The organism is Sporosarcina ureilytica, from assembly GCF_001753205.1.
Classification (GTDB): Bacteria; Bacillota; Bacilli; order Bacillales_A; family Planococcaceae; genus Sporosarcina; species Sporosarcina ureilytica.
In genome coordinates, this window is sequence record NZ_CP017560.1 from 501,353 (window position 1) to 523,322 (window position 21,970).

The following is a 21,970-nucleotide window of genomic DNA, read 5'->3' on the forward strand; positions in this document are numbered from 1 at the left end:
GATTGCACTTTAAGCAATCACAAGCTCCAGTACAGCACTAATTATTCCATATGCAATAAATAATGCGAGGGCAATCCAAACCCCGCCCCAGCTAGTTCCGCCGCGCTGTTTGGCTTTTTCAAAAACTTGTTCTTCCGGGTACTCCGCTTTAATTTTTTCGATTTCCTTTTGTGCATGCCCCTTATATAGAAGATTACCGCTAATGCCTAACGCTGCTGCTACACCAATCCCAACATAACTGTTCACTGTATTCAAATTAATGTTGGAAATATAAACAATCAAGTCCAAGACAATAAACGCCAACAAAAAGTAAAATATGACTTTGTACATTTTCCGATAACCAAGCCAAAAGAAGGTTGCAAAAAATGCTGCCCAATTCCATGTTTGTTTATTGCCCTTTCCCCACTTCCCAAAATAATAGCCCTGTTTTCGTTCCCCGACAAAAGCTTTCAACAACTCATCATTCTGTTCATGTTGAGGCGAGCTGCTGAATTCATTCCCACACTTCCTGCAAGTCCTGTCGCTTTCATTCACAACTTCCCGGCATTGCGGGCAATTAAAAGAATTCTTCAAAACCATATCCCCCCTAACGTCACTTCTCTAAATCTATTGCACAGAACAAAGCAATATGAATCTTCCCATTCTGCCAATTTAACCCTTAAAGAAATTCTAGTAAACTTTGGGCTGTGGAGTTCTCAGCTTTGGGAAATTTAGACCGGGACAGGAGTTCACACTCGATTGAGCGGAATTCAAACGGTCGAGAGCGGAGTTCGTGCGCCGGAGAGAGGAAGTCAGTCGGAGCGCAATCAAATCTTAAGAAATCCTTCATAATTATCCTAACTCTCCCTTAAGAAGTGGCTTTTATAATGGACGTAGTAATGAAAACGGAGGGGAACAAAGAATGATTCGTGTAATGAATTTAAGTCATTCTTTTAAAATCGGTAAAAAAGGTAAAGAGAAAAACATCCCGGTATTAAAAGACATAGATTTCGAAGTGAATAAAGGAGAAATGGTTTCGATTGTTGGAAAGAGTGGGTCCGGTAAGTCGACCTTTCTTCATATTTTAGCCGGCTTTATGGCACCGGAAAAAGGAAAAATTCTTGTCAATGGAATCGAAACATCTACATTCAAAGAAGCGGAGAGCGCAGCGTTCAGACTTGAAAACTATGGATTTATTTTCCAAAACTTTCAATTGATGCCTGGTCTAAATGCCTTTGAAAATATTGAATTGCCTTTAAAGCTACAAGGAATTGATACAGAAGAACGACAAGAAAAAGTTAAAAAACTTATGAATGAAGTTGGGTTATCCCATGTAGCAGACCATTATCCAAACGAATTATCGGGCGGTCAGCAACAACGCGTAAGTATCGCAAGGGCACTGATTACGGATCCGCCAATTATTTTTGCGGACGAACCGACAGGCAGTTTAGATTCCGAAACAGAGCAAGACGTATTGTTGCTTATCCAATCACTTAATAAAACGCGCGGCATCACATTTGTCATGATTACGCATGATGAAGAAGTTGCTCAAATCGCACATCGAATGTATACGATGCATGACGGACAGTTAATGGAAGGGAGTGCTGAACGTGCAATATAAAGACCAAATCGATTTTGTTCGGCAACATATTAAAAAAAATAAAATGCGTGTTTTTATGACAGTTCTCGCTGCAACGATGGGTACGGCGTTCTTAATCGTATTGGCTTCAGTCGGCTTTGGTCTTCATGAAACGCTGCGAGACGAAATGTTATCGAATCGCCTCGTTACTGAGATTCAAGTATACGAAGGGGAAACATCAGGCGCTCCGTCTGACAAAGTGGAACAGTTTACACAGTTAGCACATGTAAAAACCGTTTTAAACCAACAACGATTGGGAACAGAACAAATGACAAAGATGGGTTCTTTTGGAGGATACCATGAACTCGTTGTTTCTAATTTTGCTGAAGAAGCAAAAGTAGGTTTCGAATTGGAAGAAGGAAGACTTCCAGAAAAGTGGAATGAAGTCGTTGTAGGCAGTCATTTCGGTCAATCTTTGTATGAAGATGTTGAAGTAGCAGATGGTGAAGAAATTCCAACCTACAAAGGGAAGTTAATTGGCGAACAGTTTTCGTATGCAATTGAAAATGCTGATGGTGAATTTGCGGAGGAAGAACTTACATTTACCATTGTCGGTGTTGGTAAGAATCCTACGAAAGAATGGGAATACGACCAACGTGTGTTTGCAGATGACTCTGTAATTCCAGAGTTGGAGAAAATCTACACTTCAAATACGGGGCAGACGGATACAGTCAATCTATTTTATAATAACGTCCTAGTATACGCAGATAAACTGGAGAACGTAAGTCAAGTGTCGACTACGATTCGAGATGAAGGTTTTTACGTGTATTCAATTTCGGATGAATTAGACCAGATGGATGTGTTTTTCTTAGCATTAAAAGCGGGACTTATTTTCGTTGGAACGATTGCGATCTTAATTGCCTCAATTGGTATATTCAATACGATGACGATGGCGGTGACAGAACGTACACGTGAAATCGGCGTCATGAAGGCGATAGGGGCCAATCCAAAGCTCATTCAACGCTTATTCATTATGGAAAGTGCTTGGATTGGTGTTTTGGGGACGGTCATCGCGATTATTCTTTCTTATGGGATAAGCATGATTGCAAATTATTTATTGCCAATCATTGTCATGTCCGCGCTTGGTGAAGAAGATTTAGAAGGTTTAAATGTGACGTTTTCAGTGATTCCTTGGCAATTAATACTCATCGCGTCTGCTATTAGTATTGGTGTTGCGGTATTATCAGGTTGGCGTCCCGCGCGTAAGGCGACTAAAATTGATGTCATTAATGCACTTAGACAAGAACTTTAATCCCAAAAAACAACTGCATATATTTGCAGTTGTTTTTTCAATTAGAAGTCTAACCGTTCTTTTCGAATTTAAATTACAAGAGTGAAACTAGTGAAAGCGCTCTAGCAACAATAGAATTGCATGGTATAATAAAGAAGATATTGAATATTACATAGATGGAAGGCGGAGTAAAGATGGATTTTCGTATTGAGCATGATACTTTTGGTGAAATCAAAGTTCCAGCTGACAAACATTGGGGTGCGCAAACGCAAAGAAGTAAACAAAACTTTAAAATTGGCACAGAGAAAATGCCAATGGGCGTTGTACGTGCGTTTGCCCATTTGAAAAAATCAGCTGCAATTGCGAGTCATTCTTTTGGTAATATTTCAGAAGCAAAAATGAAAGCGATTTCCGCGGCTGCTGAGGAAGTCATTGAAGGCAAACTTGATGACCACTTCCCACTTGTCGTTTGGCAAACTGGAAGCGGCACACAGTCAAATATGAACATGAACGAAGTCCTTGCACATCGTGGGAATGAACTTTTAGAAGAGTGGGGCGAGGAAGAACGTCTACACCCAAACGATGACATTAACAAATCTCAAAGTTCAAACGATACATTCCCAACAGCACTCCATGTAGCAGGCGTAATCGCTGTTCAAGAACAATTACTACCAGCGATTGATAAATTAAAAACAACATTTGCGGAAAAGTCTGCAGCATTTAACGATATTATTAAAATTGGCCGTACGCATTTACAAGATGCAACGCCAATTACATTAGGACAAGAAATTAGCGGCTGGCACCGTATGCTTGAGAAGACGGAAAAAATGATTGCGGATAGCGTCGAATCCATGAAAGAACTTGCAATCGGTGGAACGGCAGTTGGAACAGGCTTAAACGCACCAGCAGGTTTTGGCGATAAAGTAGCGGCTGAAATTAGTAAAGCAGTAGACATTGAATTTACTTCTGCACAAAATAAGTTCCATTCACTTACAAGTTATGATGAAGTTGTCTACGTGCACGGTGCAATTAAAGCGCTAGCGGCAGACATTATGAAAATCGCGAATGACGTTCGTTGGTTAGCAAGTGGGCCACGTTCAGGTATCGGTGAAATTACAATCCCTGAAAATGAGCCAGGCAGTTCTATCATGCCAGGAAAAGTAAATCCGACACAAAGTGAAGCAATTACAATGGTTGTTGCACAAGTGATGGGGAATGATGCGGCGATTGGATTTGCGGCGAGCCAAGGAAACTTTGAGCTAAACGTTTTCAAACCAGTCATTATTTATAACTTCTTACAATCTGTTCAATTACTGAGCGATTCTATCATTAGTTTTAACGATAACTGTGCAATCGGAATTGAGCCGAACCGCGAGACAATTGACGGTTTATTGAAAAACTCATTGATGCTTGTTACAGCATTGAACCCGCACATCGGCTATGAAAATGCGGCAAAAATTGCGAAAACAGCGCATGCGAATGGCACAACATTGAAAGAAGCTGCACTCGCAACTGGTTTATTAACAGAAGAGCAGTTTGACGAATATGTTGATCCATCAAAAATGATTGGCAATTCATAATATAGATGACATACAAAAGGCGTCCCCATTTACTAAAGGGACGCCTTTTGTAATCTTTAAAGTCCTGGTAATATGCCGCTAAAGAGACTTAAAATGTAAACCATCGTCAGTGCGGTCAAGCCGGCTATAAATCCGCCAATGGACCAAGCTGTAATTGTTTGGGGAATTGTAAGGCGACCAAATCTGTTAACAACCCAAAATCCAGAGTCATTTGGAAGCGATAAGCCAATTGCACCCGCACAAATTGCCAGTCCGAGCAATACAGGCGAAACGCCGAGTTCTACTGCCATAGGGCCAAGAATTGTAGAAGTCGTAACGAGCGCGACTGTGGCAGAACCAAGAGAAGCGCGTAGGATTTGGGAGAAAATAAATGCAAGCATGAACACTGGAATACTCCAACTTTGCATCGTTGCGATTAAATGATCCCCGATACCACTTTGGTTAATGACAGCACCAAATGCACCACCAGCACCTGTTACTAAAATAATCATACCAGCTGAATTAATTGCTTCATTATATAATTCACCGTACGGTACATTGATATAAGGACGAAGAACAATTAATGCAACAATAACACTGATGAATAAAGCGACGTTCTTATCTCCGATGAACCCTAGGAAATTCGATAGTGGACCCTCGTCTAACCATAACTTAGTGACAGTATTTAATAAAATTAAGACGATTGGCAATCCAAGCATAAAGAATGAAAGTCCAGTAGAAATTTCTTTTCTTGGTTGTTCATTTGTTTGAATAGGCTCTTCTTCCGTATGATCCTCTTCTAAGATAGGATTAATTCTTTTACCGATGAATGATCCGTATAGATACCCACCGACGATTGCTGCGGGGATTGCACAAACGAGACCATAAAAGATAAACAATCCAAGATCTGCACCAGTGTTTTCAGCTACAACTAAAGGTCCGGGAGTAGGTGCAATCATACTATGCGATACGATAAGACCGACACCTAATGCTGTAACAAAAGTAACGATGGAAATCCCCGTTCTTCTTGATAAGCTTTTGACAAGCCCACTTAAAATGACGAAAGCAGCATCGAAAAATACTGGAATTGAAACGGCAACCCCTGTTAAGGAGAGTCCTGCAGCAGAACGTTTTACGCCGAATATACGTAGAACGGCTTGTGCGATTTTTTCAATTGCACCGGATACACCAAGAAATTGCCCAAAAATAACACCGAGCCCAATTAATATCCCTACGCCAATTAACGTATTTCCGAAGCCAGTTACAATGACGGAAGGAATTTCGGCGAGTGGGAAGCCAAGTACGATTGCGGTTGCGAGCGCTACACCGATTAAAGATAAAAATGGTTCTACTTTTAATTTTAAAATCATAAAGAATAAAGCTGCTAACGATAATATAAAAATCACAATGAGCAAATTGCCTTCAATCATTTCCCGTACCTCTTTTCATTATTTGGATTGCAGTGCTTGCACTACTCGTTTCAAAGTATCATCTTCGCCAACGTTACCTGGGAAAATGATGTAAGGAATGTGTGGGAAAATACTTTCTCCACCCGTTTTCCAAACAGGTACCCCGGGGGCTACTTGTCCCATGACTTCTGCCTTTTTGACTTCCAAACCGATTGTTCCAATATCGCTTGAGGTAATTCCACCTTTCGCGATTACATAACGAGGTTGCGGATTACATTTATGAACAAACTGCGTGACAGCGTTTGAAATTTTAACTGAAAGTGCTAGTTCTTCTTCTTCGCGTCCGTCTTCCAAATCCAATCTTTCGCGAGATGTGTAGACACAAACTGTAGTACCCTCAGCAATTTTAGTATTTATCAGTTGTTGGATACGCACAATCTCTTCCGCGAACAGGTCTTCATTCGTCACAAGATGACAATTGAATTCTACAAAATGAATATCAGCAAGTTCTTTCAAACGATTAAGTTGGTCAGTCGTTTTTTGAACATGAGAACCAACGACAACTAAACCGCCATTTTGATTTGATTCGGTGATTAATTCATCCTTAGTTAAATAAGGCTTTGATGAAACGTCGCCAATGACCTTTGTAAAGGAAGCGGCCGTTCTGAATAAGTAATGCTTCCCAGCTTTTATCGCACGTAATAGGGCGATTGAAAACGCCTTCACATCGTCCTCCGTGACGGCATTGACAATAAGCTTCTGGAAGTCTTTTAATTGAAGTAGTTTATTCACCATAGACGTGAAGTCGAGTGTACGTAACTCCTCTAAAGAAATAGAAAGGACATCCTCTTTTGAGTAGGCACCGGATGTTTTTTCTTCAATCCATTCTTTTAAATGACTGCTCGTAAAGCCAAACATTCGATCTTTCGCGAATTCCGTTTCTCCGGCAGGAATATATTGTTCGCCTTGTTTTACGTAGTGCACGTCATCTATCGTTTCTCTTCCGCCTTCTTTAAAGAAAGGTAAAATAATTTCTCCGTCATAATGAACAGAACTTTCTTTTTCAATCGTCTCTTTTAAGACAACAGTTTCTAATGGATAATGCCCACGAAGGGTAGAGTCACCACGACTGATTAGTACGAAAGGAATAGTTAGTTGTTGAGAAACACGTGCAATTCGCTCGGCGATGTCCGTATGAACTTGTTTTGTTTTCTCTACGGAAAATGCACGGGAGTTTGTTAGAAGAAAAACTAATTGTCGATCCTCTTCGAACATATCGCAAATTGTTTCTTCCGACCAATCCGTAAAGACAGGGATCCCGTGAACCGTTTGGACGCCTGTTGGATCGTCATCCAGTACAATGATTTTATGGGAAAATGAAGCGCGTTCCTTTTTCCAAATATCATTTAATTCAGGCCCGTAAACTGGAAGCTTTTTGACACGTTCAGCAACATTATTCAACTTCTTTTTCTCCTTTCATTACTTCATAGTTTGCTAGTTTTTCATAGTATTGAATTAACCCACCGTGATCATCCGCTGCTTTTCCATCAACTTTTAGCGCGTGGAACATTTCTACAACGTTTGATGTTAAAGGCATTGGAACACCGATATCTCTTCCGGCATCTAAGACATTCGTTAAATCTTTCAAGTTAATATCGATGCGTCCTCCTGCAACGAAATTCCGATCAAGTACAAGTGGAATTTTTGCATCAAGTACGGCACTTCCAGCAAGTCCTCCGCGAATAGCTTGGTACATTTTTTCAACATCGACCCCAGCTTTTGCTGCAAGCACAACCGCCTCTGACATTGCCGCAATTGTAACGTTTACTAAAATCTGATTCGCTAACTTCGTCGTTGAGCCGCTGCCGCTTCCGCCAACATGCGTAATATCTTTACCCATCGCACGTAGAATTGGTAGCGCTTTCTCAAGGGCTGCTTCATCGCCGCCAACCATAATTGACATTGTGCCATCAATTGCTTTCGGTTCCCCACCGCTCACGGGCGCATCCAAAAATGCAACATCAAGTTTAGACAATTCATTTGCAATAAAGGTAGAGTCGATTGGAGATATCGAGCTCATATCGACTACGACAGTCCCAGGTTTGACGCCTTCAGCTACCCCGCTTGTTCCTAGAAGCACATCCTTTACGATATCCGCATTAGGAAGCATCGTGATAATGAAATCGCTTTCTCTTGCAACCTCAAGAGGAGATAGCGCTTCCAATGCACCGGAAGCTACGACTTCTTTTCTAGCATTTTCATTCACGTCAAAAGCTTTTACTTGAAAGCCTTCTTTTAATAAATTAAGCACCATTGGTTTTCCCATAATGCCAAGTCCAATAAAACCTATATTCATGATGATTCTCCTTTATGTGTTCATAAAAGTAATTTCACTGATTTGAAATCGATTATATACTAAGATTTCAGATTTGTATACATTAAATTTAAAATGTATACAATCTATTTTTATACAAAGCGTATTGCCCTTCTTGTATACTTACAGTAGAAGAAGTGTGGAAGGGGGAGAACAATGCGTACAGTTGGAACCGCCCAATTACAGGCTTATGAGATCATTAGAGATCAGATTTTAGATGGAACTTACCCGGGTGGGATGAAGTTAGTAGAAGCGAGACTTGCTGAAGAAATTGGTGTAAGTAGAACGCCAATTCGAGAAGCAATCCGGCGATTAGAACAAGAAGGTTTAATCAAAAGAAAGAAAGTATATAAACCAACAGAAACAGATTTAAGGCATTTATTCCAAATGCGAATATTAATCGAATGTCACGCAGCAAAGATGGCGGCGTCTTATATGATAGAAGAAGATATTGAGGAATTGAAAACATGCATTGAAATCGCTAGAACGGGGAATTCAGAGGAAATTGTTAAAGCAAATAAGAAATTTCACGATATGATTGTTCGGGAATGTCGAAATCCGATTATGATAGATACTGTAGATAAGATGCAATCTATTATTTATCTCTTCAGTCGAGCAGTCGTCTTATATAAAAGGCCTTTTTTAATAGATGAACATGAACTGATTTGCCAGGCGATTGCTAATCGAGATCCTGAACAGGCAAGTACGTTGATGGAAAAACATTTGAAAGCTGATTTAGAGTTTTCATTGGAAATTGTGAATTGAATTTCAGGGGGAGATGTCAATGACTATGAATCGTCAACCATTTGTTGCGTCTTGGAGTGGGGGAAAAGATTCGGCGATGGCCTATTATCGCGCGTTAAAGGCGGGAGCAGTCCCGAAAAAGCTATGGACAATGTTTGAAGAAGATAAGGAAAGGTCAAAATCACATGCGTTGCCAATTGAAGTAGTCCAGGCACAAGCAAAGCAACTCGGTGTTCCATCAATGATTAGTGGAGCGGATTGGGCAGGTTATGAAGAACAATTTTTGAGTGCAATGAGATCTTGTGTAGATGAAGGGATTTCTAATGGCGTCTTTGGCGATATCGATCTAGAAGATCATTTAGAATGGGTTCAAAATAGTTGTAAAAAAGTAGGGATGAAGGCGATTCATCCATTGTGGATGGAGCCGCGACGAAAAATATTAGAAGAATTTATAGCTGTAGGGTTTGAAGCTTATGTCATTGTTATTGATACGAAACGAGTGCCAGCTCAATTCATCGGTCGACAATTTACGATTGAACTAATGGATGAATTGGAAGCACTTGGCATCGATTCCTGTGGTGAATCTGGTGAATTCCATACGGTCGTTGTAGATGGACCAATCTTTAAAGAACGTGTACCGATTAAGTTTGATGAAGTAATTGTTCAGAACAATTATCACTTTATGCCGGTCTCATTGGAAAATTAAAGTTCTTGGTAATCTCTTTGGTGACGTCCGCCGTCTTTAATTTCTGCATGGTATAGAGCTTTTAGTGCATAATGTCTTTCTAGATCATGTTCTTTCATAATCTTTTTTAAACGACTTTCTAATTTTGGGCTAATCTTCATTAGCTGTTCCATTTTTTGAACTGAATATTTCATAAGTACTACCTCCAAACTTTCGATTCGTTCCAGTATAGCATTTATTTTGCCTAAGCGAACAAATGCTATACTAAAGAAAAGCATTTGAAGTAAAGCGAGGGGTTTCATGTATAAAACAATAGGCGTAGTAGCACATGTAGATGCCGGAAAAACAACTTTTTCAGAGCAGCTACTTTATCATACAAATAGCATTCGACACAGAGGCCGTGTTGACCACCAAGACACGTTTTTAGATACGCACGATATTGAAAAAAAACGTGGCATTACTGTATTTGCGGACCAAGCAATGTTTACGTATGGCGAATCAATGTATACCCTGATCGACACCCCTGGACACGTCGATTTTTCACCAGAAATGGAACGAGCCATTCAAGTGATGGACTATGCGATTGTAATTATTAGCGCGGTTGACGGTGTTGAAGGACATACCGAAACTGTTTGGCAATTACTGCGTAAGTACCGTGTCCCGACGTTTTTCTTTATGAATAAAATTGACAGGGAAGGCGCAAATGTTGAAAACGTCATGCAAGACATTCAGACGAATTTAACTGAGGATGTGTATGACTTCACAAATGATTTTGAAGATGGTGTTATGCAAGAAGGGTTAATTGAATTTATTGCGGAGCGCAATGAAGCACTTCTCGACCACTATTTGGAAGTTGGTTATGATGCAGCATTATGGTTAGAAACGTTAAAAACCATGATTCAAGAAAACCAAATTTTCGTTTGCGCAAGTGGTTCTGCATTAAAGGATATTGGTATTGTTGAATTTTTAGCTCTGTTAGATGCTTTAACAGAAACGACCTATTCAGATGAAGGGGAATTCACAGCAAAAGTATATAAAATTCGCCATGACGAGAGCGGGAATCGTGTAACCTTCCTTAAATCTTTAAGTGGTATGCTTCGCGTGCGGGATGAAGTGAAGTACGGTGAGCATGCGGAGAAAATCACACAAATCCGACTGTATAACGGGAGTAAGTATCAGGCGGTTGATAAGGCTCATGCAGGGACATTGTTCGCTGTAACGGGATTAACAAACACGACTGTTGGGGACTCCATAGGTGTGTTGGAAGAGAACACAACTTTTGAATTAGTGCCGACTTTAACATCCACTGTCGAGTTCGATGCTTCGATTCATGTAAAAGAAGTATTAAAATGCTTCTATATGCTAGATGCAGAAGACCCTTCATTACATGTGATTTGGAATGAACATTTTGAGGAAATCCATGTACATGTAATGGGAACGATTCAATTGGAAGTACTGAAACAGGTTGTGCAAGAACGTTTTGGAATTGAAGTTCATTTTGGTACGCCAAAAATTCTTTATAAAGAAACAGTCGAGACAACTGTCATCGGTTATGGACATTTTGAACCGTTGCGACATTATGCTGAAGTTCATTTGAAAATAGAGCCTGCAGAACGCAATAGCGGAATCTCTTTCGAAAACAAGTGCCATGCAAATGATTTATCGATAGGGAATCAAAACCTAATTCGCCAACATATTTTTGAGCGAGAACATCACGGACTTTTAACGGGTTCAGGCTTAACCGACGTGAACATTACACTGCTAACAGGAAGAGCCCATCATGAGCATACGTCGGGCGGTGATTTCAGAGAAGCAACACACCGTGCACTTCGCCAAGGACTCGAACAAGCGAAGAATGTTTTGTTGGAGCCTTATTATGACTTTAAAATAAAAGTTGAACTCGATATGATGGGGCGTATTCTTTCAGATATTCAACAAGCACACGGAACTTTTCAGCCACCAGAAACAATTGGCAACCATACAATAATTAACGGAAAAGTCCCAGTAGCAACATTCATGAACTACAGCCAAACATTTGCGTCCATTACAAATGGAAAAGGGGCGCTTAGTTTGAAGTTTAGCGGTTATGATGTCTGTCACAATGCTGACGAAGTCATTGACATGATTGGCTATGATAAAAATGCAGACCCCGAATACACGTCCACGTCGATTTTCTGTGCGAACGGCAAAGGATACCCAGTGCCGTGGCATGAAGCGAAAGATGCGATGCATTGTTTATAAGTTTCATTGAAATAAAAACTGCTCGCAATGATTTTAAATGATAGAGTAATAACCATTAACGTAAAATAAAAGCCATTCACACTCCAACAAGTGTGAATGGCTTAACTTATTGATTCAGTAAATCTTCCAGTTCTTTCTCTAAAAATGGCTTTGCATGTAACATATCGCGGAATTCTTCATAGCGTGTGAATTCGTCAGCAGCTGGTTTTCGGCCAGTATGATAAGCACGAATGAGCACGTTTTTTGGAGTGTGTTCTACGTCAATGAATTCCAGTAATTGTGCTTCATAACCTACGAGTGACAATAGTTCCGCACGAATTGAATCGGTTGCCAGGGATGAGAATCGCTCTTTAATTAGACCATGTTGCAACATGACATCGAGTGCAGGCGCTTTTATTTGTGAAAATAACTCATGTTGGCAGCAAGGAACACTTAAAATGACTTTGGCCCCCCATTTTACGGCACGTCCTAACGCCATATCTGTAGCAACATCACAGGCATGAAGTGTAACGACCATGTCGACTGACGTTTCTTCATTGTAATCGTTGATATCTCCAACAAGAAACTCAAGATATTCATAGCCGAGATCCTCCGCAATTTTGCAGCATTCTTCAATCACTTCTTTCTTCAAATCAAGCCCAGTCACTTTAATATCGAGGCCTTTTTCAATGTGTAAGTAATGATATAACGCAAATGTTAAATAGGACTTTCCGGAACCGAAATCAAGAATACGAATGGTTTTATCTTTCGGCAAGTAGGAAAGTGAGTCGTCGATAAACTCAACGAAACGGTTAATTTGCCTAAACTTGTCTTGATGTTGGTTCCGTACTTTTCCATCTGGTGTTTGAACGCCCAATCTGACTAAGAAAGGATAGGGAGTTTCTTCATCTAATAAATAATTCTTTTTTCGATTATGGGAAAGATCAACTTCTTTCGTTGATGCGGTTTTCTTTCCTTTCCACATCACTTTGAACTTTTTCGAAATTTGGACATGTACGGTTTCATTCGTGAATTCCGCATGTACTTGGCGAAATCGATTTAATAAGTTTTCAAGTTCATCATAAACGTTTTCGATGGCAATGTTTTCGTGATTTAACACTCGTTCGTACTGGTATTCAAATTGAATATGCAATGCGCCGCGAAGTTCAACTGGCTTTAAACGAACACGTTTTAATTCGTCAGATTTCATGCGTGGCTGGCTAATTGTGCCACCCGCAAACGTGCCATTCGTCAGTTGTTCCGTCAGTTTTGTGAGCAATTCTTCAAACTGCATACTATCTACTCCTATTGAAAATCAAATCCCTGTTTCTGTAAAAACTCTTTCATATGAAGGCGTCTCGGTGTGCCTAGAAATGCGGTCATCGATTCGGACCAAGTGATGTCTTTTTGATTGGCCCCGCGGTTTTGGTAATACGTCTTCATCGTTTGATCATATTCAGGAATAAGTTCATTATATTTTTCTTCATCATAGCTGTTTTCGTGTAAAATTGCTTCTATCGGCAATCGAGGTTTCACTTCATTGTCTTCGTCTGGAACGCCGATGGTCAGCGCATACATCGGTGCAACACCTGCTGGTAAATTAAGCAATTCACTAATTTCTTCAGGCGCATTTCGAACACCACCAATATAACAAATGCCGTACCCTTTAGATTCCGCTGCAATCGCCATATTCTGTGCAAATAAAGCAACGTCTGTCGTCGCGACAAGTAAATTTTCTGCCTGACGATAATCAATTTCCTTTCCTAATAAGCTTGCCCCTTTTTCAATTCGATAAAAGTCCATGCATAGGACAAGGACTGCGCCTGCCGTTGAAATTTGCTGAGGGTTTTTAGAGAGCTCTGCAAGTTGTTTTCTTTTATTTGGATCGGTCACATGAATGACAGAGTAGGCTTGGACAAAGTTAGAACTTGCGGCATGTTGCCCCGCTAAAATAATTTCATGAAGGTCATCTTTCGTCACCTTCACATCTTTATACTTTCGAACAGATGCATGACTCGTTAATAAGTTGATGGTCATTGGATTTCCCCCTTAAATTTTTTTCATATGATAAGCGTACCAAAGAATTTACCAGGGAACGAAGTAATATAACTTGAAATACGTTCGATTATCCCTAAAATAGAATGTTTTTAAGAATTTTGGAAAGCCCTTGAATTTCACCATGCATTCCAAATGATTCCGATGACAGGCCGCCCTCAATTCATAATCGATAAAAGACGATTATCAGTTATGGACAAACCTTCAGAATTATACGATAATAGATAGGCGAGGGGGGAATGGAATGGCATTACTTCGAAAAACAGTTGGGGAAATTGTAAGGGAACAAGCGCGGACCTATCCAGATATAGAGGCATATGTGTATCCGGAGCATGGCATCCGTAAAACTTACAAAGAGTTTGACGAGGAAACAGATTTATTAGCGAAGGCATTTATCGGCATGGGGATTGAAAGAGGGGAACATGTCGCAATTTGGTCTGATAACAAACGACAGTGGCTACTAAGTCAATATGCAACAGGAAAAATGGGGGCAGCTTTGGTTACAGTAAATACGAATTACCAAGCTGCAGAATTAGAGTACTTATTACAACAATCTGATTCTACTACATTAATATTAGATGAAAGTTTTAAGGGGACAAGTTATATAGATATTATCCGAACGATTTGTCCTGAACTTATTGAAAGTCGTGGGGATAACATTGTTAGCGAAAACTTGCCGCGTCTCAAACGCGTGATTTTAATGACTGAACGTGAAGAAGAAGGGATGTATAAGTGGTCCGATCTCATGGCACATGCGTCTAACGTTTCGGATGAACAGCTGGAAGAACGTTTTCAATCCCTTGACCCTGATGATGTGATCAATATTCAATATACGTCGGGGACGACAGGTTTTCCAAAAGGCGTCATGTTAACGCATAATAATATTGTGAACAACGGGAAAATCATCGGAGATCGCATGAAATTAACGGAGAAGGATAAGGTTTGTATCCCTGTACCATTTTTTCACTGTTTTGGCTGCGTGCTAGGAACATTGGCAGCGGTTACACATGCCTCATCGATGGTTATTGTTGAGCAATTTGATGCTGAAAAGGTACTTCAAGCTGTTCAAGATGAAAAATGTACTGCTCTTCATGGAGTTCCGACAATGTTTATCGCGGAGCTGAATCATCCGGACTTTCCTCAATACGATACATCTTCGCTTCGAACGGGAATTATGGCGGGCTCGACTTGTCCAATTGAAGTCATGCGTCGTGTCATCAATGACATGGGGGCAAGTGAAATTACCATTTGCTATGGGCAGACGGAATCGTCTCCGGTTATTACGCAAACTACGACAGATGATCCGATTGAAAAGCGGGTATCGACTGTTGGAAAACCGCATCCACATGTTGAAGTGAAAGTAGTCGATCCTACAACGGGAGAAGATGTCGAAGTGGGTGAGCCAGGTGAATTGTGGACAAGGGGCTACCATGTGATGAAAGGGTATTATAATAACGAAGAAGCAACGCGAGAAGCGATAGATAAAGATGGTTGGTTACGCACTGGAGATATTGCCATTATGGATGAAGACGGGTATATCGATATTACGGGACGTATTCGCGATATGGTTATTCGAGGTGGGGAGAATATTTACCCGCGTGAAATAGAGGAGTTTCTATATAAACATCCTGGGATAGAAGATGTCCAAATCATTGGCGTGCCAGATCCGAAGTACGGGGAAGAGCTAATGGCTTGGATTATTCCTAAAAAGGGTGCCACGATTGATGAGAAATCTGTAAGGGAATTTTGTAAAGGGAATATTTCCTATTATAAAATTCCGCGTTATGTCGAATTTACAGATGCGTATCCGATGACTGCGTCGGGAAAAATCATGAAATTTAAGCTCCAGGAAATATCGAAAGATTTGATTAAAGTATAAAGATTAGAAGCGTATTCTCCTATTCAGGGAATACGCTTTTTTATGTTCACTCGTTGTTTCTTTTATTCCATTCGTGAAATGGTGAGCGTGCATCGTCCGTCTCAATTTGAATGAACGGTACTTGGCGATCTTCCGGTGCTTTTTCTTGGTCTGGGAAATACTCGGCTAATGGATTTGGGAAATTGGCATGTTGTAACGCCTCATTTTTGCTACATGCATAATAAATATGTCCAATACTTGCCCAATAAGCAGCACCTAGACACATTGGGCACGGTTCACCACTCGCATACAATGTTGCCGATGAAAGATCAATAGACGCAAGCTTGGCACATGCTTCACGGATGGCTAAGAGCTCAGCGTGGGCAGATGGATCGTGATGTTGATGGACAAGGTTCGTCCCGCTTCCAATAATTTCACCATCTTTTACGACAATTGCCGCAAAAGGTCCACCACCGTTTTTTACGTTTTTAACCGCCATTTGAACGGTTTTATCTAACCAACTTTTGTGATTCATCGAAAAATCCTCCTTGTCGAAATGTAATTATTTCCTGGGAAATTTGACGTTCAAAGAAAAGGAATATATTTCTATTGTACATGATTCGTCAAGTAATTTATGAAAGCGTATTCTTTAATGTGAAAAGAGGTGATATACTGGATGCAATGGAAGGAGATGTAAATACAAATGACAAATGATATGTATCAATTAATTGCCATCGTATTCTATATGGCAGCCATGATATTTATAGGTTATTATGCTTATAAAAAAACCACGAATTTAACAGATTATATGTTGGGAGGACGTTCGCTTGGCCCAGCAGTAACGGCATTAAGTGCGGGTGCTGCGGATATGTCCGGCTGGTTGCTTATGGGGTTGCCTGGTGCAATCTATTTAAATGGTCTTGTCGAAGCATGGATTGCGATTGGTCTTACGCTAGGCGCGTATTTAAACTATGTGCTTGTGGCACCTAGACTTCGAGCTTATACGCAAGTGTCGGGGGATTCTATTACGATTCCTAGTTTTCTAGAAAGCCGTTTGAAAGACAGTTCTCGTGTACTTCGTATAGCATCCAGTATTATTATTCTTATTTTCTTTACGTTTTATGTATCATCGGGAATGGTCGCAGGAGGAAAGTTTTTCAACAGTTCATTTGGACTTGACTATCACACTGGATTGTTAATCGTCTCTGCTGTTGTTATTTTTTATACATTATTTGGTGGGTTTTTAGCAGTAAGTTATACGGATGTCGTACAAGGCGTTACGATGTTTTTAGCGCTTTTACTCGTTCCAATTGTTGGTTTATTCATGACAGGTGGGTTTTCTGAAACGGCATTTTCAATTCGAGAAGTGAATCCAGAGTTGTTGAATTTCGTTTCAGGTGCTTCGTTCCTCGGCATTTTATCTGCTGTTGCGTGGGGACTCGGTTACTTTGGGCAACCGCATATTATTGTCAGGTTTATGGCGATTAGTTCGGTTAAAGAGCTCAAAAGTGCCCGTCGTATTGGGATTGGCTGGATGTTCCTCAGTTTATTTGGGGCTGTGGCAACTGCGCTTATCGGAATTGCTTTTTTTCAACAAAACGGTGGTTCGTTAAATGATGCTGAGACGGTGTTTATTGTACTTGGTCAAATTATTTTTCATCCACTAATCGCGGGAGTTATGTTGGCTGCGATTCTTGCTGCAGTTATGAGTACAATTTCTTCACAGTTAATCGTGACATCCTCGGCACTTGTCGAAGATTTGTATAAAGCGGTTATTAAAACAGACGCGTCTGATAAACAATATGTATTTTTAGGGAGAATGGCGGTTCTCGTTGTCTCGATTGTTGCAATCATGCTTGCATGGCCGAACAACGAGTCGATTCTAAGTATCGTATCGTTTTCATGGGCAGGGTTTGGTGCTTCATTCGGGCCAATTATTTTACTTTCTTTATATTGGAGAAAGATTACAGCAAAAGGCGCTTTATGGGGAATGGTTGCGGGTGCGATTACCGTATTAATTTGGGGGAATGTGGACGCATTATCGGACATGTTATATGAAATCGTTCCGGGCTTCATCATTTGTTGGATTGTTACATACTTTGTTAGTCAGGCAACGTATCAACCAAATGCTGAAATTGATCATGAGTTTAAAACAGCAATTGATATGCTTAAACAAGAGAAGTAAGAAGAAGCCTGTGGCATTGCCACGGGCTTTTCACTTATTAGCGTGCTAAGGGGGAGTGGGGGAATGAAACTAGATCATGTTGTGTATTTTACAAAGAAATCGCCGGTTGAGGTTGTGAAAGAACAACAAGGGTTAGGATGGCATACTGTGATTGGTGGTAGTCATGAGAAATGGGGGACCCATAATGCACTTATGTATGTAAGAAATGCATATGTCGAATGGTTATCTATCGAACATGAAACAATTGCCCGAAAATCAGACCAGCCGCTTGTAAAATTATTATTACATGATTTACCAGACGGGGAAAGTTGGGGAACAGTTTGTTTTTCGGTCTATGACATTGCTGATTTCAACCAACAATTAATTGAAAAAGGTTATGAAACATCAGGGGTATTAGATGCGGAGCGGAAGACCATACACGGCGATGTACGAAAATGGAAAATGTTATTTATTCAAGAAGCGCCTTCAAATGCATTGCCTTATCCTTTCTTTATTGAATGGCAGACCGATGAGGAATCAAGGTTCAACGAATTACGTACAGATGGAACCTTATTGCCAGCCAATGAAAAACTAGAAGTAACGGAATGTCTTTTTAGCGTTGAAAAACCTGAAGAAATAACAGAAAGTTGGGCATCTTTATTAGGTGTCAAATTAATTGAAAATACGATGATTCGCCTTCCAAATTGCAACGTGAAATTTATTGAGAAATCGGTAAGGGAAACGAAAGAAAGGTTAATCGAAGTTGCGATACAACACCGATAATCGCCTGCTCCGACAAGTTGCTTTATTTGGTACGTGAAAAGTCATATGATAAAGTGGAATTAACTAGAGATGACTGAAAGGGGCTGGCTTGTTGGACGTTTTAGTGGAACGGGCATTACTTGTAGGTGTCCATGCACAAACAGACGAACATTTTGAGTATTCACTGGAAGAGCTTGGGAATCTGGCGGAAGCCATTGAAGTTGAGGTAGTTGGTACAATTACGCAAAACTTAGAGAGACCGAACCCATCTCATTATGTCGGAGCTGGTAAGATTGAAGAAATTCGAAGTTTTTATGAAGAATCCGGGGCGAATTTGGTCATTTTTAATGATGAATTATCGCCTTCACAAATTCGGAATTTAGAAAATGGACTTGAATGTAAAGTCATCGATCGAACGATGTTAATTCTAGATATATTTGCAAGACGTGCACGGACGCGCGAAGCCAGAATGCAAGTTGACCTTGCACAATTGCAATATATGTTGCCACGTCTTGTTGGTTTACGTGCTTCGTTGAGTAGGCAAGGGGGCGGCACAGGCGGCGGTTTCCAAAACAAAGGTGCCGGAGAAACAAAGTTAGAATTGGATCGTCGTGTCATTGAGGATCAAATTGCGAAGTTGCGACGCGAATTAGAAAATGTGCAAGGGCAGCGAGAGACGCAGCGCAAACAGCGAAGAAGAAGTGGTTTGCCAGTTGTTTCACTCGTTGGATACACGAATGCGGGCAAATCGACATTGATGAATGGTTTACTGAAGAAAGTAAACGCTGAGTTGGACAGGCAAGTGTTTGAGAAAGATATGTTATTTGCGACACTGGATACGTCGATCAGACATGTGAAATTACCTGATAATAAAGCGTTTTTATTAACAGATACGGTTGGTTTTGTTGGAAAACTTCCTCACCATTTAGTCAAAGCGTTTCGTTCTACATTAGAAGAGGCGCGGGATGCGGATTTGTTGTTACAAGTCGTAGATGTCTCCCATTCAGAACATAGTTTCATGATGGAAGTTACAAATGAAACATTAACCGATGTAGGTGTGGAAAATGTTCCGACGATTAATGTCTTTAACAAATCTGATCTTGCAGATTTGTCGTACCCTAAGATAGAAGGAAATAACATTTGGCTTTCTGCTAAAGACGGTAAGGGCTTAGAGGAACTAGTCGAGTTGATCAAAGACTTTATATTTGATGAGTATGTGACGTGTAAGTTACTCGTTCCTTTCGATAGAGGGGATGTCGTTTCATACTTAAATGATAAAGCAAATATTAAAGAAACAGCTTACGTAGAAGATGGCACGCTTATGATTGTCGAGTTATTGGCGGATGACCGGAAAAAGTTTGAAGAATTCGTGATTAGTTATTGAAAAACGCACAATCCTGTGGGGGCAGGATTGTGCGTTTTTCTTTAGCTTAAGGTGCCGTATGCTTTTCGCATCGATAGGCACCTTTCGCTTTTATAAAGAAAGGGGGATTACTTTATTCTCCCCGATTTTTTACGTTTTAAACATTTTGGAACTGAATATTATGGAGACGTGCAAAAATCCCGTCTTGTTCTACGAGTTCTTGGTAAGTCCCGTCTTCTGAAATGCCATCTTCTGTCACGACAATGACACGGTGCGCGTCTCGAATTGTCGCCAGGCGATGTGCAATGACAAGCGTTGTTCGATTTTCGGCCAGTTCATTTAACGATTGTTGAATGATGCGCTCAGTTTCCGTATCGAGTGCAGAAGTTGCCTCATCTAAAATTAAAATTGGCGGGTTTTTCAAAAACATACGTGCAATGGCAAGGCGTTGTTTTTGTCCACCTGAAAGTTTTAATCCACGTTCTCCGATTTGTGTTTCGTATCCGTCGGGAAGCTCGCGTATCATATCTTCTAAATGAGCTTTACGTGCTGCTTCATAAATTTCCTCGTCAGTCGCTTCCAAATTTCCGTAAGCAATATTTTCTTTAATTGTTCCTGTAAATAAAAACACATCTTGCTGGACAATCCCGATTTGACGTCTAAGTGATTGCTGTGTCATGTCGCGAATATCAATTCCGTCAATCGTGATGCTTCCAGAATCTACATCGTAAAAACGTGGAATGAGGGAGCAAATGGTTGTTTTTCCAGCACCTGAAGGACCGACAAAAGCAACTGTTTCTCCTGCGCGTATGTTTAAATTAATTCCTTGTAGAATTGACTTCGTACTTTCATAATTGAAATGAACATCGTCAAAAACAATATCGCCGTGTAAATGATTGACTTGAATTGCTTTCGGATTATCTTTAATTTCTGGTTCCTGTTCAATTAAATCACGGAATCGTTTAAAGCCAGCCATCCCTTTTGGATACAATTCAAGCAATGCACTAATTTTATCTACTGGTTTAATTAAAATGTTGACGAATAAAATAAATCCGACGAGCTCTCCATGTGTTAATTTACCGTTAAATGTAAACCAAGCCCCGACGACTAAGACGACGAGCGACATGAGTCGTGTCATCATATACATGCTAGAATGTGTCCATGCCATCACTTTATAAGCGACGAGCTTGGCAAGACGGAAATTGCCGTTGTCTGTTTTGAAACGTGCGATTTCAAAATCTTCATTTGTAAAAGATTTTACAACACGTGCGCCGGCAACGCTATCCTCCACTCGCGCGTTGACGTCAGCAATTTTGCCGTACATATTTGTCCATGCCGCGTTCATTTTCTTATTACAATAAGTAACAACCGCAATGAGGAGCGGTACCATGACTATCGCAATGAGCGCAAGTTCAGGGTTAATATGATACATGAGGACAAATGCGCCGACGAGCGTCATGATCGCGATAAATAAATCTTCCGGTCCATGGTGGGCGAGTTCTCCGATATCGAATAAGTCATTTGTAATTCGACTCATAATATGGCCCGTTTTTGTATTGTCAAAAAAGCGAAATGATTGTCGTTGAACATGATTGAACAGTTGTTGGCGCATATCGGTTTCAATATTGATGCCAAGTTTATGCCCCAGATAACTAACGATGTATTGAAGAAATGTACTTAATAAGTAGATAAGTAATAACAGAATACTAACCGTTACAATTTTTCCCCAATCACCGCCTGGCAGTAATTTATCTATAAACCATTGCACGGCTAGTGGGAAGGCAAGTTCAAGTAATGCCACAAAAACAGCGCTAGAAAAGTCGATAATAAATAATCGTTTATGCGGTTTATAATAAGAAAAGAATTTCTTTATCATATAGATTTATTCCTCCTATTCATCCATGAAATAGTATAGCGGATTTTTTGGT

At 40.3% G+C, this 21,970-nt stretch carries 19 protein-coding genes; 10 read left to right on the top strand and 9 right to left on the bottom strand.

Translation table 11 applies throughout. The annotated features are described in order from the left end of the window. Positions 1-9: 9 nt before the first annotated feature. Positions 10-573: a DUF2628 domain-containing protein gene (locus BI350_RS02570; RefSeq protein WP_075526707.1), complete on the bottom strand. Its 564-nt coding sequence runs from the start codon at positions 571-573 to the stop codon at positions 10-12. 328 nt (positions 574-901) lie between these two features. Between BI350_RS02570 and BI350_RS02575 the strand changes: the two genes are divergently transcribed. From BI350_RS02575 to fumC, 3 genes are all read left to right on the top strand, one after another. Next, entirely contained in the window at positions 902-1,600 is a 699-nt protein-coding gene (locus BI350_RS02575) for an ABC transporter ATP-binding protein (protein ID WP_075526708.1), read from the top strand. Then, the gene (locus tag BI350_RS02580; protein ID WP_075526709.1) at positions 1,590-2,870 is read left to right on the top strand and encodes an ABC transporter permease; all 1,281 of its coding nucleotides are present in this window, start codon (positions 1,590-1,592) and stop codon (positions 2,868-2,870) included. The genes BI350_RS02575 and BI350_RS02580 overlap by 11 nt, the downstream gene beginning before the upstream one ends. 173 nt (positions 2,871-3,043) lie before the next feature. After that, entirely contained in the window at positions 3,044-4,429 is a 1,386-nt protein-coding gene (gene fumC / locus BI350_RS02585; RefSeq protein ID WP_075526710.1) for a class II fumarate hydratase, read from the top strand. Positions 4,430-4,485: 56 nt separating this feature from the next. On the opposite strand, the gene BI350_RS02590 is transcribed toward fumC, so the two are convergent. From BI350_RS02590 to garR, 3 genes are read right to left on the bottom strand one after another with little or no spacing between them, the layout of a single operon-like run. Continuing rightward, the gene (locus BI350_RS02590) at positions 4,486-5,838 is read right to left on the bottom strand and encodes a GntP family permease (protein WP_075526711.1); all 1,353 of its coding nucleotides are present in this window, start codon (positions 5,836-5,838) and stop codon (positions 4,486-4,488) included. An 18-nt stretch (positions 5,839-5,856) separates the two neighbouring features. Next, positions 5,857-7,278, bottom strand: coding sequence for a four-carbon acid sugar kinase family protein (locus tag BI350_RS02595; protein WP_075526712.1), 1,422 nt, complete (start codon positions 7,276-7,278; stop codon positions 5,857-5,859). Next, a complete protein-coding gene (gene garR / locus BI350_RS02600) occupies positions 7,271-8,173 on the bottom strand; it encodes a 2-hydroxy-3-oxopropionate reductase (protein ID WP_075526713.1) in 903 nt (300 codons plus the stop codon). Before garR ends, BI350_RS02595 begins: the two co-directional genes overlap by 8 nt. A 174-nt stretch (positions 8,174-8,347) precedes the next feature. On the opposite strand from garR, the gene BI350_RS02605 reads away from it, so the two are divergent. Together BI350_RS02605 and BI350_RS02610 are read left to right on the top strand one after the other, a co-directional pair. Continuing rightward, a complete protein-coding gene (locus BI350_RS02605; RefSeq protein WP_075526714.1) occupies positions 8,348-8,956 on the top strand; it encodes a GntR family transcriptional regulator in 609 nt (202 codons plus the stop codon). 19 nt (positions 8,957-8,975) lie between these two features. Further along, entirely contained in the window at positions 8,976-9,641 is a 666-nt protein-coding gene (locus tag BI350_RS02610) for a Dph6-related ATP pyrophosphatase (RefSeq protein ID WP_245698290.1), read from the top strand. On the opposite strand, the gene BI350_RS17020 is transcribed toward BI350_RS02610, so the two are convergent. Continuing rightward, entirely contained in the window at positions 9,638-9,814 is a 177-nt protein-coding gene (locus BI350_RS17020; RefSeq protein WP_168157240.1) for a hypothetical protein, read from the bottom strand. The two genes, BI350_RS02610 and BI350_RS17020, sit on opposite strands and share 4 nt — an antisense overlap. Before the next feature lie 106 nt (positions 9,815-9,920). On the opposite strand from BI350_RS17020, the gene BI350_RS02615 reads away from it, so the two are divergent. Next, positions 9,921-11,861, top strand: a complete 1,941-nt coding sequence (locus tag BI350_RS02615; RefSeq protein ID WP_075526715.1) for a GTP-binding protein — start codon at positions 9,921-9,923, stop codon at positions 11,859-11,861. Between the two features lie 106 nt (positions 11,862-11,967). Here BI350_RS02615 and BI350_RS02620 read toward each other — a convergent pair whose 3' ends face one another. Continuing rightward, positions 11,968-13,134 (bottom strand): class I SAM-dependent methyltransferase, encoded by a 1,167-nt coding sequence (locus BI350_RS02620; RefSeq protein WP_075526716.1) that lies wholly within the window; start codon positions 13,132-13,134, stop codon positions 11,968-11,970. Positions 13,135-13,145: 11 nt separating this feature from the next. Then, positions 13,146-13,877: an oxygen-insensitive NADPH nitroreductase gene (gene nfsA / locus BI350_RS02625; RefSeq protein ID WP_075526717.1), complete on the bottom strand. Its 732-nt coding sequence runs from the start codon at positions 13,875-13,877 to the stop codon at positions 13,146-13,148. Positions 13,878-14,139: 262 nt separating this feature from the next. On the opposite strand from nfsA, the gene BI350_RS02630 reads away from it, so the two are divergent. Further along, entirely contained in the window at positions 14,140-15,774 is a 1,635-nt protein-coding gene (locus BI350_RS02630) for an AMP-binding protein (RefSeq protein WP_075526718.1), read from the top strand. A 46-nt stretch (positions 15,775-15,820) separates the two neighbouring features. On the opposite strand, the gene BI350_RS02635 is transcribed toward BI350_RS02630, so the two are convergent. After that, positions 15,821-16,288 (bottom strand): nucleoside deaminase, encoded by a 468-nt coding sequence (locus BI350_RS02635; RefSeq protein ID WP_075526719.1) that lies wholly within the window; start codon positions 16,286-16,288, stop codon positions 15,821-15,823. 168 nt (positions 16,289-16,456) lie between these two features. Between BI350_RS02635 and putP the strand changes: the two genes are divergently transcribed. The 3 genes from putP (at position 16,457) to hflX (ending at position 20,063) form a co-directional block, all read left to right on the top strand. Beyond that, positions 16,457-17,938: a sodium/proline symporter PutP gene (putP, locus tag BI350_RS02640; RefSeq protein ID WP_075526720.1), complete on the top strand. Its 1,482-nt coding sequence runs from the start codon at positions 16,457-16,459 to the stop codon at positions 17,936-17,938. Positions 17,939-18,001: 63 nt separating this feature from the next. Continuing rightward, a complete protein-coding gene (locus tag BI350_RS02645) occupies positions 18,002-18,700 on the top strand; it encodes a VOC family protein (protein WP_075526721.1) in 699 nt (232 codons plus the stop codon). A 91-nt stretch (positions 18,701-18,791) separates the two neighbouring features. Further along, entirely contained in the window at positions 18,792-20,063 is a 1,272-nt protein-coding gene (hflX, locus tag BI350_RS02650) for a GTPase HflX (protein WP_075526722.1), read from the top strand. A 136-nt stretch (positions 20,064-20,199) separates the two neighbouring features. Here hflX and BI350_RS02655 read toward each other — a convergent pair whose 3' ends face one another. Next, entirely contained in the window at positions 20,200-21,918 is a 1,719-nt protein-coding gene (locus BI350_RS02655; protein ID WP_075526723.1) for an ABC transporter ATP-binding protein, read from the bottom strand. Positions 21,919-21,970: the final 52 nt, after the last annotated feature.

Coding starts and splice junctions, on each gene's coding strand:
- BI350_RS02575 (WP_075526708.1), top strand. CDS start 902: ATGATTCGTGTAATGAATTTAAGTCATTCTTTTAAAATCGGTAAAAAA.
- fumC (WP_075526710.1), top strand. CDS start 3,044: ATGGATTTTCGTATTGAGCATGATACTTTTGGTGAAATCAAAGTTCCA.
- BI350_RS02590 (WP_075526711.1), bottom strand. CDS start 5,838: ATGATTGAAGGCAATTTGCTCATTGTGATTTTTATATTATCGTTAGCA.
- garR (WP_075526713.1), bottom strand. CDS start 8,173: ATGAATATAGGTTTTATTGGACTTGGCATTATGGGAAAACCAATGGTG.
- BI350_RS02605 (WP_075526714.1), top strand. CDS start 8,348: ATGCGTACAGTTGGAACCGCCCAATTACAGGCTTATGAGATCATTAGA.
- BI350_RS02610 (WP_245698290.1), top strand. CDS start 8,976: ATGACTATGAATCGTCAACCATTTGTTGCGTCTTGGAGTGGGGGAAAA.
- BI350_RS17020 (WP_168157240.1), bottom strand. CDS start 9,814: ATGAAATATTCAGTTCAAAAAATGGAACAGCTAATGAAGATTAGCCCA.
- BI350_RS02615 (WP_075526715.1), top strand. CDS start 9,921: ATGTATAAAACAATAGGCGTAGTAGCACATGTAGATGCCGGAAAAACA.
- BI350_RS02620 (WP_075526716.1), bottom strand. CDS start 13,134: ATGCAGTTTGAAGAATTGCTCACAAAACTGACGGAACAACTGACGAAT.
- nfsA (WP_075526717.1), bottom strand. CDS start 13,877: ATGACCATCAACTTATTAACGAGTCATGCATCTGTTCGAAAGTATAAA.
- BI350_RS02630 (WP_075526718.1), top strand. CDS start 14,140: ATGGCATTACTTCGAAAAACAGTTGGGGAAATTGTAAGGGAACAAGCG.
- BI350_RS02635 (WP_075526719.1), bottom strand. CDS start 16,288: ATGAATCACAAAAGTTGGTTAGATAAAACCGTTCAAATGGCGGTTAAA.
- putP (WP_075526720.1), top strand. CDS start 16,457: ATGACAAATGATATGTATCAATTAATTGCCATCGTATTCTATATGGCA.
- BI350_RS02645 (WP_075526721.1), top strand. CDS start 18,002: ATGAAACTAGATCATGTTGTGTATTTTACAAAGAAATCGCCGGTTGAG.
- BI350_RS02655 (WP_075526723.1), bottom strand. CDS start 21,918: ATGATAAAGAAATTCTTTTCTTATTATAAACCGCATAAACGATTATTT.